This is a genomic window from Xanthomonas sp. NCPPB 1128 (genome assembly GCF_001043115.1).
Classification (GTDB): Bacteria; Pseudomonadota; Gammaproteobacteria; order Xanthomonadales; family Xanthomonadaceae; genus Xanthomonas_A.
Genome location: NZ_LFME01000014.1, coordinates 1 through 13419, shown reverse-complemented (window position 1 = coordinate 13419; position 13419 = coordinate 1). Strand labels below are relative to the sequence as shown.

13 protein-coding genes and 1 pseudogene are annotated in these 13419 nt (G+C 71.5%); 8 read left to right on the top strand and 6 right to left on the bottom strand.

The genetic code is table 11. From position 1 onward, the window contains the following. The first annotated feature begins 42 nt into the window (after window positions 1-42). From pcaH to pcaC, 5 genes are all read left to right on the top strand, one after another. Window positions 43-762: a protocatechuate 3,4-dioxygenase subunit beta gene (gene pcaH / locus ACP93_RS10560; protein ID WP_048490654.1), complete on the top strand. Its 720-nt coding sequence runs from the start codon at window positions 43-45 to the stop codon at window positions 760-762. Window positions 763-766: 4 nt separating this feature from the next. Continuing rightward, window positions 767-1324, top strand: coding sequence for a protocatechuate 3,4-dioxygenase subunit alpha (gene pcaG, locus ACP93_RS10555; RefSeq protein WP_048490653.1), 558 nt, complete (start codon window positions 767-769; stop codon window positions 1322-1324). A gap of 67 nt (window positions 1325-1391) precedes the next feature. Further along, entirely contained in the window at window positions 1392-2744 is a 1353-nt protein-coding gene (locus ACP93_RS10550; RefSeq protein WP_048490652.1) for a 3-carboxy-cis,cis-muconate cycloisomerase, read from the top strand. Window positions 2745-2855: 111 nt separating this feature from the next. After that, the gene (pcaD, locus tag ACP93_RS10545) at window positions 2856-3635 is read left to right on the top strand and encodes a 3-oxoadipate enol-lactonase (protein WP_048490651.1); all 780 of its coding nucleotides are present in this window, start codon (window positions 2856-2858) and stop codon (window positions 3633-3635) included. A gap of 39 nt (window positions 3636-3674) precedes the next feature. After that, window positions 3675-4067: a 4-carboxymuconolactone decarboxylase gene (gene pcaC, locus ACP93_RS10540; RefSeq protein WP_048490650.1), complete on the top strand. Its 393-nt coding sequence runs from the start codon at window positions 3675-3677 to the stop codon at window positions 4065-4067. Between the two features lie 17 nt (window positions 4068-4084). Here pcaC and ACP93_RS10535 read toward each other — a convergent pair whose 3' ends face one another. Beyond that, on the bottom strand, window positions 4085-4531 hold the full coding sequence (locus tag ACP93_RS10535; protein WP_048490649.1) for a winged helix-turn-helix transcriptional regulator: 447 nt from the start codon (window positions 4529-4531) through the stop codon (window positions 4085-4087). 99 nt (window positions 4532-4630) lie between these two features. Here ACP93_RS10535 and ACP93_RS10530 point away from each other — a divergent pair, with 99 nt between their 5' ends. Continuing rightward, window positions 4631-5944 (top strand): MFS transporter, encoded by a 1314-nt coding sequence (locus tag ACP93_RS10530; RefSeq protein ID WP_228136010.1) that lies wholly within the window; start codon window positions 4631-4633, stop codon window positions 5942-5944. On the opposite strand, the gene ACP93_RS10525 is transcribed toward ACP93_RS10530, so the two are convergent. The 3 genes from ACP93_RS10525 to ACP93_RS10515 all read right to left on the bottom strand — a co-directional run bounded on the left by ACP93_RS10525 (window position 5838) and on the right by ACP93_RS10515 (window position 8908). Then, window positions 5838-6707: an IclR family transcriptional regulator domain-containing protein gene (locus ACP93_RS10525; RefSeq protein ID WP_048490647.1), complete on the bottom strand. Its 870-nt coding sequence runs from the start codon at window positions 6705-6707 to the stop codon at window positions 5838-5840. The two genes, ACP93_RS10530 and ACP93_RS10525, sit on opposite strands and share 107 nt — an antisense overlap. Before the next feature lie 207 nt (window positions 6708-6914). Beyond that, window positions 6915-7952: an NADP-dependent oxidoreductase gene (locus tag ACP93_RS10520; RefSeq protein ID WP_048490646.1), complete on the bottom strand. Its 1038-nt coding sequence runs from the start codon at window positions 7950-7952 to the stop codon at window positions 6915-6917. Continuing rightward, a complete protein-coding gene (locus tag ACP93_RS10515) occupies window positions 7949-8908 on the bottom strand; it encodes an aldo/keto reductase (protein WP_048490645.1) in 960 nt (319 codons plus the stop codon). The genes ACP93_RS10520 and ACP93_RS10515 overlap by 4 nt, the downstream gene beginning before the upstream one ends. A 173-nt stretch (window positions 8909-9081) precedes the next feature. Between ACP93_RS10515 and ACP93_RS10510 the strand changes: the two genes are divergently transcribed. Continuing rightward, entirely contained in the window at window positions 9082-9939 is an 858-nt protein-coding gene (locus ACP93_RS10510) for a class I SAM-dependent methyltransferase (RefSeq protein WP_048490644.1), read from the top strand. An 85-nt stretch (window positions 9940-10024) separates the two neighbouring features. Further along, the gene (locus tag ACP93_RS10505) at window positions 10025-10561 is read left to right on the top strand and encodes a pseudouridine synthase (RefSeq protein WP_048490643.1); all 537 of its coding nucleotides are present in this window, start codon (window positions 10025-10027) and stop codon (window positions 10559-10561) included. A 194-nt stretch (window positions 10562-10755) separates the two neighbouring features. On the opposite strand, the gene ACP93_RS10500 is transcribed toward ACP93_RS10505, so the two are convergent. Both ACP93_RS10500 and hrpB read right to left on the bottom strand, forming a co-directional pair. Continuing rightward, entirely contained in the window at window positions 10756-11166 is a 411-nt protein-coding gene (locus ACP93_RS10500) for a hypothetical protein (protein ID WP_048490642.1), read from the bottom strand. A 351-nt stretch (window positions 11167-11517) separates the two neighbouring features. Then, window positions 11518-13293 (bottom strand): annotated as a pseudogene (gene hrpB / locus ACP93_RS10495) (ATP-dependent helicase HrpB); the annotation flags it as partial. Window positions 13294-13419: the final 126 nt, after the last annotated feature.

Genomic DNA, 13419 nt, shown 5'->3' with positions numbered 1-13419 from the left:
TTCCAGCCAACCGGCTCCGCGCGGAGCCAGCGAGACCGCACGATGCGCGACGACACCCCCATCGATCCCCTGCTCGGCTATCGCCGCCCCTACCCGGGCACGCAACCGGCCTTTCTGCATCCGCCCTACGCCTCCACCGGCGCGCGCGGCCCGACCCGCGATCCGATCGCGATCCCGCTGACCCTGTCCGAGGCCACCGGCCCGACCCTGGACCGCACCACCCTGGGCGAACATGCCGCCGATCTCACCGCCGGCTTCCCCGGCGCGCCGCTGGGCGAGCGCATCATCGTCAGCGGGCGCCTGCTCGACGAGAACGGCAAGCCGGTGCGCAACAGTGTGGTCGAGGTGTGGCAGTGCAACGCCGCCGGCCGCTACCTGCATGCCGGCGACCAGCACGACGCGCCGCTGGATCCCAACTTCACCGGCACCGGCCAGGTGCTGACCGACGACCACGGCCGCTACCGCTTCACCACCATCAAGCCCGGCGCGTATCCGTGGCGCAACCACTACAACGCCTGGCGCCCGGCGCACATCCACTTCTCGCTGCACGGCGACGGCATCGGCCAGCGCCTGGTCACGCAGATGTATTTCCCCGGCGATCCGTTGCTGGCGTTCGACCCGATCTTCAACTGCGTCGAGGACCCGAAGGCGCGCGAGCGCATGGTCTCCGCGTTCGACTGGGAGACCACCGCCAACGAGTTCGCGCTGGGCTACCGGTTCGACATCGTCCTGCGCGGACGCAAGCAGACCCCTTGGGAGTGAGGCGATGAGTTTCCAGGCAACCCCGTCGCAGACGGTCGGCCCCTATTACCGGATCGGGCTGGAACCGCTGTACCGCACCGAGATCGCGCCGCCACAGGCGCAGGGCACCCACGTGGAGATCGCCGGCAGCGTGTTCGACGGCAATGGCGTGCCGGTCGGCGATGCGCTGCTGGAGATCTGGCAGGCCGATGCCGCCGGCATCTACGACCATGCCGCCGATCCGCGCCGCGGCGAGCACGATCCCGCCTTCCACGGTTGGGGCCGGGTACCGACCGACGCACAGGGCCGCTTCGCCTTCCGCACGGTCAAGCCCGGCCGAGTTGCCGGGCCCAAGGGTCTGCAGGCGCCGCACCTGGTGGTGCTGGTGTTCATGCGCGGCCTGCTGCGCGCCGCGCCGACGCGGCTGTACTTCGGCGACGACCACCTGGACAGCGATGCGATCCTGGCGCAGGTGCCGGCCGAGCGCCGCGCCACCCTGGTTGCGCAACCGCTGGCGCCCAACCGCTACCAGTGGGACGTGCGCATGCAGGGCGAGCACGAGACCGTGTTCTTCCGCTATTGAGTGCGACAGACATCCTGCACAGGCCGCAGCGGTTACCCTGCTTGACCTCTCCACCACGTACGAACCGATGAGCGTGTCCGAGTCCCTGTTGCGTCCGCTGTTCGGCGATCCGGCCGTCGATGCAGCCTTCGACGATCGCGCCCGCCTGCAGGCCATGCTCGACGTGGAAGCGGCACTGGCACGCGCGCAGGCGCGCTGCGGGGTGATCCCGGCCAGCGCCGTGGCGCCGATCGTGTCCGCGTGCGACGCGGCGCGTTACGACCTGCCCACGCTCGGTGCCGCCACCGCGCTGGCCGGCAATCCGGCGATCCCGCTGGTCAAGGCGCTCACCGCCCAGGTCGCCGCCGCCGATGAAGACGCCGCGCGCTGGGTGCACTGGGGCGCGACCAGCCAGGACATCATCGACAGCGGCGCAGTGCTGCAGCTGCGCGCCGCGCTCGACCACGTGGAAGCGCAACTGGACGCCCTGTGCGCGGCGCTGGCGGCGCTGGCGCAGCGCGAGCGCGACACCGGCCTGCCCGGGCGCACCCTGTTGCAGCAGGCGGTGCCGGTGACCTTCGGGCTGAAGGCCGCCGGCTGGCTGGACGCGCTGCAGCGCAGCCGCCGGCGCCTGCAGGCGCTGCGCAAGGATGCCCTGGTGCTGCAGTTCGGCGGTGCCGCCGGCACCCTGGCCGCGCTGCAGTCGCAGGGCCTGGCGGTGGCGGAGGCGCTGGCCGCGGAGCTGCGGCTGCCGCTGCCGTCGCTGCCCTGGCACGCGGCGCGCGACCGCATCGGCGAGATCGGCGCGGCGTTCGCGCTGCTGGCCGGCAGCCTGGGCAAGATCGGCCGCGACGTCGCCCTGCTGATGCAGTCGGAAGTGGCCGAGGCGTTCGAACCGGCGGCGGCGGGCAAGGGCGGTTCCTCGGCGATGCCGCACAAGCGCAATCCGGTCGGCTGCGTGGTCGCGATCGCCGCAGCCACGCGTGCGCCGGGCCTGCTGGCGACCCTGTTCGCAGCGTTGCCGCAGGAGCACGAGCGCGCGGTCGGCGGCTGGCATGCCGAATGGGAGACCCTGCCGGAGCTGGTGCGGCTGAGCGCCGGCAGCCTGGCCCAGGTGCGGGTGCTGATCGAGGGCCTGGAACTGGACCGCGCGCGCATGGCCGCGCATCTGGACAGCCACGGCGGCCTGCTCTACGCCGAGGCGGTGGCGGTGACCCTGGCCACCCACCTGGGCAAGGCCGCCGCGCACGCGCTGGTGGAAACGGCGGTGCGTCGCGCACTGGCCGCGCAGCAACACCTGCGCGCGGTGCTGGCCGAGGACCCGCAGGTGACCGCGGTGCTGGCGCCGACGCAACTGGACGCGCTGTTCGCCAGCGACAGCTGGCGCGGCATGGCCACGGTGTGGATCGAGCGCGTGCTCGCTGCGCAGGCGCGCGCGTGAGCGGCCGCGCCGCACCTGTCTGCCGCAGCGTCGGCGCCACGTTCTAGACTTGCCGGTGCCGCGCGGTCCATGCCGCGATGGCCCCTTCCATCTTCTCAGCGAGCGCCGCCCATGCCGATCCTCGACCTGCCCACGCATCGTCTGCATTACCGCATCGACGGCAGCGAAGGCCGTCCGTGGCTGACCCTATGCAATTCGCTCGGCACCGACCTGCACATGTGGGACGCGCAGATCGCCGCACTGTCGCCGCATTTCCGCGTGCTGCGCTACGACCGCCGCGGCCACGGCGCCTCCACCGCCGCGCCGGCGCCGTACGCCATGGCCGATCTCGGCGGCGACGTGCTGGCGCTCTGGGATGCGTTGTCGATCGAGCGCAGCCATTTCTGCGGTCTGTCGATCGGCGGGCTGACCGGGCAGTGGCTGGGCCTGCATGCCGGCGAGCGCCTGCTCAGCCTCACCCTGTGCGCCACTGCGGCCAGGATCGGCAGCGCCGAGAGCTGGCAGGCGCGCATCGACCAGGTGCGCGCCGAGGGCCTGGCACCGCTGTGCGACGGCACCCGCACGCGCTGGTTCACCCCGGCCTTCGCCGAGGCGCAGCCGGCTGCCGTCGAGGCGATCCTGGACAGTTTCCGCGTCACCGATGCGCAGGCCTACATCGGCTGCTGCCAGGCGCTGGCCGAGGCCGACTTCCGCGAGCGCCTGGGCGAGATCCGCGTGCCGGTGCTGGCCGTGGCCGGGCACGACGACCCGGTGTGTCCGTCGGCCGAGTTGCAGGCCATCGCCGCGCAGGTGGCGAAGGGTGACTATGCCGAGGTGCATGGCCGCCACCTGTGCAACGTCGAGTCGCCGCACGCCTTCAACGACGCGCTGCTGCGCTTCCTGCTGCAGTAGCCGCGCCTGCCTTTTCCCTACGTTTCAGGAGTCGACCCGATGGACGAGAACGAACGCTACGCTGCCGGCCTGCAGGTGCGCCGTGCGGTGCTCGGCGATGCCCACGTCGATCGCTCGCTGGCCGCGCGCACGCCGTTCACCGAGGAGTTCCAGGACTTCATCACCCGCACCGCCTGGGGCACGGTGTGGACCCGCGAGGGCCTGCCGCGGCACACGCGCTCGCTGCTGACCCTGGCGATGATGGTCGCGCGCGGCCACGACGAGGAGTTCAAGCTGCACGTGCGCGCGGCGCGCAACAACGGCGTCAGCGCCGACGAGATCAAGGAAGTGCTGCTGCAGGCGGCGATCTATTGCGGTGTGCCGGCGGCCAACCATGCCTTCGCCCTGGCCGCGCCGATCCTGGCCGAACAGGCCGCCGAGGGCGCCGCCTAGCGCGCACAGCGCTCCGCTCAGCGCACCTTGCGCACTTCGGTGACCGCCGGACTCAGCCGCGTGCCGTCGGCGGCGCGCGGCTGCATGCGCGCGACCGGCTTGCCACTGCGCGTGTCGATCAGCACCGAATGGCGCTCGCCGTGGTCGAACAGATGCCGTTCGCCCCATTGCCGCAGCGCCAGCACCACCGCGAACAGGTCCTCGCCCTTGGCGCTCAGCGCGTACTCGCGGTAGGCGCTGCCGTCGGACGCCTCGCGCGTCTCCAGGATGCCGGCCTCGACCAGCTTGCGCAGCCGGTCGGCCAGGATGTTGCGCGCCATGCCCAGGCTGCGCTGGAAGTCGCCGAAGCGGCGCACCCCATCGAAGGCATCGCGCACGATCAGCAGCGACCAGCGGTCGCCGATCAGGTCGACGCTGCGCGCCACCGGGCAGGGCGAAGCGGGCAGGGCGGGGCGGGACGGCATCGGCGTTCCTGGAGGCGCTGGGCGATAGTGGTTGCATTTTAAAACCTATCGACCTAGCCTGGAACAAGTTTCGTTTTGAAACCAGGCGAGCCGTCTATCATGCAACCCGTCACCGCTGCGCCCGCCATGCCGCGTCGCCTGCTCTGGCTGTTCGCCATCGCCAGCGGCCTGAGCGTGGCCAACGTCTATTACGCGCAGCCGCTGCTGGATGCGCTGGCAGCGGATTTCGGGATCCGCCCGGCGGCGGTGGGCGGCGTGGTCAGCGCGGCCCAGATCGGCTGCGCGCTGGCCTTGTTGTTGCTGGTGCCGCTGGGCGACCTGGTGGAGCGTCGTCGCCTGATGGCGGTGCAGGCGCTGGGGCTGGTCGCGGCGCTGGTCGTGGTGAGCGTGGCGCGGTCGGCGCCGGTGTTGCTGGCCGGCATGCTCGCCGTCGGCATGCTGGGCACGGCGATGACCCAGGGCTTGATCGCCTACGCCGCCAGCGCTGCGGCGCCGCAGGAGCAGGGACGGGTGGTCGGTGCGGCGCAGGGCGGGGTGTTCATCGGCCTGTTGCTGGCGCGGGTGTTTGCAGGCGGGGTCAGCGAACTGGCCGGCTGGCGCGGCGTCTATGCCGGCGCGGCGGTGCTGATGCTGGCGCTCGCGTTGCCGCTGTGGCGCTGGTTGCCGGCGCTGCCGGCGCTGCCGGTGCCGTCGCAGCCGCTGCCCCATCCGCGTCTGATCATGTCCATGCTGACGCTGTTGCGGCAGGAGCGCGTGCTGCAGGTCCGCGGCGGACTGGCGCTGCTGATGTTCGCGGCGTTCAACATCTTCTGGAGCGCGCTGGTGTTGCCGTTGCGCGCGCCGCCCTATGCGTTTTCGCACCTCGCCATCGGCGCCTTCGGCCTGGTCGGCGCGGTCGGGGCGCTGGCGGCCGCGCGCGCCGGGCACTGGGCCGACCGCGGCCATGCCCAGCGCACCAGCGCCGCGGCGCTGGTGGTGTTGGTACTGGCCTGGTGGCCGTTGTCGTGGCTGCCGCAGTCGCTCGCCGCGCTGGTGCTGGGAATCGTCCTGCTCGACCTGGCCGGGCAGGCGCTGCACGTCACCAGCCAGAGCATGATCCTGCGACGCCGGCCGCAGGCGCATGGCCGACTGATCGGCTTGTACATGCTGTTCTACGCGGTGGGCAGCGGACTGGGCGCGATCGCGACGACCGCGACCTACGCGCAGGCCGGCTGGGCGGGCGTGTGTCGCCTGGGGGCGGCGGTCAGCCTGCTGGCGTTGCTGTTCTGGTGGGCGACGCGGCGGGTCGGCGCGGCATCGGTGACGCTCAGTCCAGCACCCGACTCAACTGCTGCGCCGCATGCCGCAGCGCCGGCAACACCGTGCTCTGCAGGCTGCCCAGGGTCATCCGTGCCACCGAGCTGCCGACGTTGAGCGCGGCGACCACGCGGTCCTGGCGGTTGCGCACCGGCACCGCCACCGAGCGCAGGCCGATCTCCAGTTCCTGGTCCACCACCGCATAGCCGTCGCGCTGCACGCGTTCCAGCAGGGCCTGGAACTGCGCACGGTCGGTGACGGTGCGCTCGGTGCGCGGGCGCAGCGGATTGCGTTCCAGGTAGCTGTTCAAGGTGTCGCCCGGCTGCGCCGCCAGCAGCACCCGTCCCATCGAGGTGCAGTAGGCCGGCAGGCGGCTGCCGGCGCGCAGGCCGATCGACATGATCCGCACCGTCTCCGCGCGCGCCACGTACAGCAGGTCGTCGCCGTCGAGCACGCCCAGCGAGCAGGATTCGTGCAGGGTGTCGCGCAACGCATCCAGCACCGGTTGCGCCGCCACCGACAGGGCGGCGGTGGACAGGTAGCCGCTGCCGATGCCCAATGCGCGCGGCAGCAGCACGTAGCCGCGGCCGTGGGTGCCGGCGTAGCCGAGCTTCTCCAGCGTGTACAGCACGCGCCGCACCGCCGCGCGCGGGATGCCGGTGTCGGCGCTGAGCTGGGCCATGCTGACGTCGCGGCTGTGCTGGCCGAAGGCGCTGAGCACGGCCAGGCCGCGCGCCAGCGAGGTCATGAAGTTCGGGTCGCCTTCGCATTCGCCGATGCGCCGCATCAGTTCCGCGGCCAGGCCGCGCTCGGGCGGGGTGGGAGCGGTGGCGGCGCGTGCGGTGCGGCGTGCGCGAGGGGGACGCGGGGAATCGGACATGGAAGCGGCGGCGGCGGCGATGCGTCCGATGGTAGTGGCTGCATCCGCGTGCGTCGATGCTGGGGCGTGCATGCGCACCACAACGCCGTGCCGCGTCATCGACCCATGCTGTCCGTAGGAGCGGCTTCAGCCGCGACCGGGCGTTCGCGGGAACGCCCGGTCGCGGCTGAAGCCGCTCCTACGAGAGTCGAGTTTCGGCCCTTGGCCTCAGTCGCCCAGCCGCACCACCAGCTTGCCGAAGTTGCCGCCGCTCAGCATGTCGATGAACGCCTGCGGTGCGTTCTCCAGCCCGTCCACCACGTGTTCGCGATAGCGCACGCGGCCGTCGGCCAGCCAGGCGCCCATCTCGCGCAGGAACTCCGGATACAGCTTGACGAAGTCGCCGACGATGAAGCCGCGCAGGGTCAGGCGCTGGCGCAATACCTGGCCCATCAGCGCAGGCAACCGATCCGGCCCCGGCGGCAAGGCGCCGTTGGCGTTGTAGGTGGCGATGGTGCCGCACACCGGCACCCGCGCGAAATCGTTGAGCAACGGCAGCACCGCATCGAACACGTGACCGCCGACGTTCTCGAAGTACACGTCGATGCCGTCGCTCGCGGCGGCGCGCAGTTGTTCGGCGAAGTCCTTGGCGCGGTGGTCCAGGGCCAGGTCCACGCCCAGTTCCTCGCGCAGGTAGCGGCATTTCTCCGCGCCTCCGGCGATGGCGATCACCTTCGCCCCACGCAACCTGGCGATCTGCGCCACCGTGGCGCCGACCGGGCCGGTGGCCGCGGCCACCGCGACGGTCTCGCCCTGCTGCGGCTTGCCGATCTCGTGCAGGCCGGCGTAGGCGGTGAAGCCGGGCATGCCGTACACGCCGAGCGCGGTGCTCGGCGGCAGCGGCGAGGTGGGGTCGAGCTTGCGCCGCAGGCTGGTGCCGTCGACGACCAGATGGCTCTGCCAGCCGCCGTTCTGCACCAGCACCAGATCGCCCGGCGCATGGTCGGGGGAGTTCGACTGCAGCACCTCGGCGACGGTACTGCCGACCATGGTCTCGCCCAGTTGCACCGGCGGCGCGTAGGAGGGCGCATCGCTCATGCGCCCGCGCATGTACGGGTCCAGCGACAGCCAGCGGTTGCGCAGCAGCACCTGCCCCGGCCCGGGCGGCGCCAGCGGCGCCTGTTCGGTGCGGAAGTTGTCGGTGCCCGGCGCGCCCTGCGGGCGCGAGGCGAGCACGATGCGGGTGGTCTGGGTGGGGGCGGTCATGCGGTTTCCTCACTTGCGGTATTCAATTCCGCGATGTCCTCGGCCGACAGCTGCAGGCGCGCGGCGGCGAGCAGATCCTGCAGTTGGTCCAGGCTGGTCGCGCTGGCGATCGGCGCGACGATGCCCGGCCGCGCCATCAGCCAGGCCAGCGCCACCTGCGTGGGCGTGGCGGCATGCTTGCCGGCGATGTCGTCGAGCGCGGCGAGGATGCGCAGGCCGCGCGCATTGAGATACCGCGCGACCACGCTGGCGCCGCGTGCCTTGCTCTTGCCGGCGTCTTCGGCGCGGCGGTACTTGCCGCTGAGGAAGCCGCTGGCCAGCGCGTAGTAGCACAGCACGCCCAGGCCTTGTTCGCGCACCAGCGGTTCCAGGTCGGCCTCATAGCCAGCGCGGTCGTACAGGTTGTACTCCGGCTGCAGCGTCTCGTAGCGGGGCAGGCCGTACTGCGCGGAGACGTTCAGGGCTTCGCGCAGGCGCGCGGCGCCGTAGTTGGAGGCGCCGATCGCGCGCACCTTGCCCTGTTCGATCAGCCGCCCGAACGCCGCCAGCGACGCTTCCAGCGGCACCGAATCGTCGTCCTCGTGCGCCTGGTACAGATCGATGACGTCGGTCTGCAGGCGCTGCAACGAGTCCTCCGCGGCGGCGGCGATGTTGTCGGCCGACAGGCCCGGGCGTTCGGCCCACTTGCCGACCTTGGTCGCGATCAGCACCTTGTCGCGCTTGCCGCTGCGCTTGAGCCACTGTCCGATCAACGTTTCCGATTCGCCGCCGTGGTTGCCCGGCACCCAGGCCGAGTAGATGTCGGCGGTGTCGATGAGATTGCAGCCGGCCTCGACGAAGGCATCGAGCAGGGCGAAGGAGGTCTTGGCGTCGGCGCTCCAGCCGAACACGTTGCCGCCGAACGCCAGCGGTGCCGCATGCAGGCCGGAACGGCCGAGTTCGCGCGTGTGCAGCATGGAAAACGTTCCACTGTGGGGGAGGCGACAGGATAGTCGCCAGGGGTTGGGCGGTCGTCAAATGCTCGCGAAAACATCGTTCTGTAGACGTGATTCGCGCTAACGGAAGTGCAACATTCGTCGGTATCGGGCCGCGTGCTAGGCTCGCGGCACCTCTCTTGCGGATGCCTGCCATGACGCTTCGAACCTCGCTCGCCTGCGCCTGTACCCTGGCCGTCGCCGCCGCGTTGCTCGCCCCCGCGGCGCAGGCGATCAAGCCGGCCGACACCGCCACGCTACCGGCGCCGGACGCGGCGCTGCAGACGGCGATCAACGGCAGCTGGCGCGACCGCGCCAACGTCGCCCGCGACGCCTATCGCCACCCCGGCCAGACCCTGGCGTTCTTCGGCATCAAGCCGACCCAGACGGTGATCGAAATCACCCCGGGAAGCGGCTGGTACTCCGAGATTTTGGCGCCGTACCTGCGCGAGCGTGGTCAGTACATCGCCGCGGTGGTCGATCCGGCGGCGGTGCCGGAAGGGCGCGGCCGCGACTACCAGCAGAAGGCGCGCAGCGGCCTGGAGCAGACGTTCGCCGCGGCGCCGGCGCAGTACGACCGCGCGCGCATCGTGGCGTATGCGCCGAACGCGCCGGTGTTCGGCCCGCCCGGCTCGGCCGACCTGGTGCTGACCTTCCGCAACGTGCACAACTGGCGCATGGCCGGCCAGGCCGAGGGCATGTTCAAGGGCTTCTACCAGGTGCTCAAGCCCGGCGGCGTGCTCGGGGTGGTCGAACACCGCGCCAAGGCCGACGTGGCGGCCGACGACAAGAGCGGCTATGTCGGCCAGGCGCAGGTGATCGCCATGGCCGAGGCGGCCGGTTTCAAGCTGGCCGGCAAGAGCGAGGTCAACGCCAATCCGCGCGACACGAAGGATTATCCGGGTGGCGTGTGGACGTTGCCGCCGAGCAACCAGCACGAGGCCGCCGACGATGCCAAGTACCAGGCGATCGGCGAGAGCGACCGGATGACCCTGAAGTTCGTCAAGCGCTGAGCCGGCGCGCGGGCGGGGCGGCGCGGGCGCATGGGACAATGCCTGCGCCGCGCCGTGCGGCGCAGGTCCGCCGCCGTTCCCGCCGATGCTGATCGCCTTCAACAAGCCCTTCAACGTGCTGTGCCAGTTCACCGACCGCAGCACGCCGCCGCGGCGGACCCTGGCCGAGTTCGGCCTGCCGGCCGGCGTGTACGCGGCCGGACGCCTGGACTACGACAGCGAAGGTCTGCTGCTGCTGACCGACGACGGCGCGCTGGCGCACCGGCTCACCGATCCGCGGCACAAGCAGCCCAAGACCTACTGGGTGATGGTGGAGGGCGCGCCACAACCGGAACAATTGCTTCGCCTGCGCGACGGCGTACTGTTGAACGATGGTCCGACCGCGCGTGCAGAGGTGACGTTGCTGGACGCGCCGCCACCGCTGTGGCCGCGCGATCCGCCGGTGCGCTTCCGCAAAAGCGTGCCCGATGCCTGGTTGCAAGTCGTACTGCGCGAAGGCCGCAACCGGCAGGTGCGGCGGATGACTGCTGCGGTCGGCTTGCCGACCCTGCGCCTGGTGCGTGCGGGGATGGGCGCGCATCGGTTGGACGGATTGGCGCCGGGCGCGTGGCGCGCGCTGTAGTGCGTGTTGTGCCGAGTGACGCGTAGGAGCGGCTTCAGCCGCGACATCGGAACCTCGGAAACGCAACGGTCGCGGCTGAAGCCGCTCCTACGTTAGAAAAGCAGGGTCGCGGCGACCCCATAAAAAAGCGACCTGGAGATCTCCCGGTCGCTGCGTTTCATGCTGCGGCTGCCGTCAGCGGCAGTACGCGGAACTCACTCTTCGGTGGCGTCCTGCGCTGCGGCATTGCGGCGCGTGCCGCGGCTGCTGGCGGCGCTGCGGCGCGCGCCGACATTGCCGCGCTTGTTGGCTGCTTCGATGCGCTGCGCATTGCCCTCGATCGGCGCGCCCTTGTCGCGCTGGCGCTTGCGGTAGATAGCATAGCCGAGCAGGCCGACGCCGACCGCGGCGGCGGCGATCGCTACGGCCGGGTTGCGGCGCACCGCGGTACGCGCGACCTTGGTGCCGGTCTTGACGGCGCCCATCGCCGCGCCTGCCTTGAGCGCGCCCATCGCCTTGCCCGACTGCAACCACTTGTTCGCCTGCGGGCCGAAGTGCTTGAGGCTGTCGCCTGCGTGGCTGGCGAGATCCAGGGCGCGATCGGTGATGATGGTCAGCTTGCTCATGGGCGTCCCCTACTGGCAGGAATGAAGGGCTGCAGTGTCTCCCGCCTACCGTATACGGGGCGTTAGCGCAGCGCCGTGGATTCGTCTGGTGGCTGAATGCCGGGCGCACGCTGAGGGCGCGTCATCCAAACCCGAATACTCGGTGGGGCCAGGCGAAGCGCCGTTGGCGCTGCATGGTGCAGCGCCGGAACGACCGTCAGCTCGAACGCGCGCGGGCGCCTGCCAGGCTCGACCCGAAGGGCCTGGCAGGCGGCCCATCGCTCGGTCGTGCAAGGGCATCCGCTTCCTCGTTCTTTCTTGCCACAGGTGCGCGCAGTCACCGCGCGCACGCCTGGCACTGGATGGCACGCGTTAGGTGCCGCGCGGTTTGGCGCGGTGGCTGGCGGTGGCGGTCCAGGGATCGTCCGGCCATGGGTGGCGCGGGTAGCGGCCCTTCATTTCCTTCTTCACTTCCGGATAGGTGTTCGACCAGAAATTGCGCAGGTCCTGGGTGACTTGCAGCGGTCGCCCGCCGGGCGAGAGCAGATGCAGCAGCAACGGCACGCGGCCGTCGGCGATGCGGGGGGTGTCGGCCAGGCCGAACAGCTCCTGCAGCTTGACCGCCAGCACCGGCGGCTGCGGCTGCCCGGCATGGTCCAGGCTGTAGTCGATGCGTCGTTCCATCCCCGACGGCACCGCGATGCGCACGGGTGCGTGGCGGTCGATGGCCTGGCGGCGGTCCCACGGCAGCCGCGCCTTCAGCGCCTCGCCCAGTTCGTCCTCGCTCAGCGCGTCGAGCCGGGTCTTGCCGGCGAAGGCCGGGCGCAGCCAGTCGTCGAGGCTGTCCAGCAGCGCGGCATCGCCCAGGTCCGGCAGGTCCAGTTCCGGCATCCACTGGCGCAGTCCCGCCACCCGCGCGCGCCATTGCGACAGGCCCTCGCTCCAGGGCAACGCCTGCAGTCCCAGTTCGCGTACCGCCTCGGTCAGTGCCGCGGCCGCCTGCGCCGGCGCCACCCGGCCGGCGGGACGGCTGTCGAGCACGATGCGATCGAAGCGGGTCTCGCGCAGCGCGCTCAGCGCGCGCCGCTCGGCGTCCCAGCGCACCACGTCTTCCTGCGCGAAGCGCTGCGGGAACTGCGCACGCAGGTAGGTCTCGTCCACCGGCGCGGCGCGCAGCAGCAGCGCGTCCTTGGCCTCGTGGCGCAGTTCGGTGGCGACCAGCCAGGGCTCGCCACGCAGGTCGCTGTGCTCGAACAGGCGCACGCTGCGGCCGTTCGCCAACTGGTAGCGCAGTGGATCGCTGGGATGGCGGGTGCCGATGCGGTCGGGAAAGGCGTGGGCGAGCAGATCGCCGAGTTCGTGCGCCTCCACGCTGTCCGGCGCTGCGGCGTCGCTGCGCAGGCGCCGCCGCCATTGTTTGGCGGCCGCATCGATCGCGGCCAGCGCGCCGCGGTTGGCCTCCTGCGGTACGCGGCCACGGCGGAATGCGGCCAAGGCGCGCCAGCGCGCGGCCAGCGCATCGCCGCCCTGGCGCAGCGGATCGCGCGCCTCGATCAGCCCGGCGAGGTCGCAGGCCAGCGCCTGCGCGCGCGCATCGCCGGCGGCCAGCAACATCGCCGCCAGCCGCGGATGCGTGCCCAGCGCGAGCATGCGCCGGCCACTGGCGGTGATGGCGCCACCGTCGGCGAGCGCGCCGAGCCGTTGCAGCAGCTCGCGCGCGGCGGCCAACGCGCCGGCCGGCGGCGGATCGACGAAGCGCAGGCCATCGCTGCCCCAGGCCGCCAGTTCCAGCGCCAGCCCGGCCAGCTCCACCTGCAGGATCTCGGCGCGGCGCTGCGCCTCCAGGCGTTGCGACTGCGGCCACAGCCGATAGGCCCAACCGCTGGCGACACGGCCGGCGCGGCCGGCGCGTTGGTCGGCCGACGCCTGGGCGATGGCGGCCACGTCCAGCCGCGAGAAGCCACTGTTGGGATCGTAGCGCGGCTCGCGTGCCAGCCCGGCATCGATCACCACCCGCACCCCGGGCAGCGTCACCGAGGACTCGGCGACGTTGGTCGCCAGCACCACGCGCCGCCGCCCCTGCGGATCGGGCTGCAGCACTTTGCTCTGCTGCTCCACCGGCAACTCGCCATGCAGCGGCAGGACCTCGCTGCCTCCTCCTTCTCCCCCCGGGAGAAGGTGGCGCGCAGCGCCGGATGAGGGTACGCCAGAGGCGGTGCCGGCTGGAGTAGAGCGGGACGCGGCATCTGCTGGGGTTGTCCCTCATACACATCT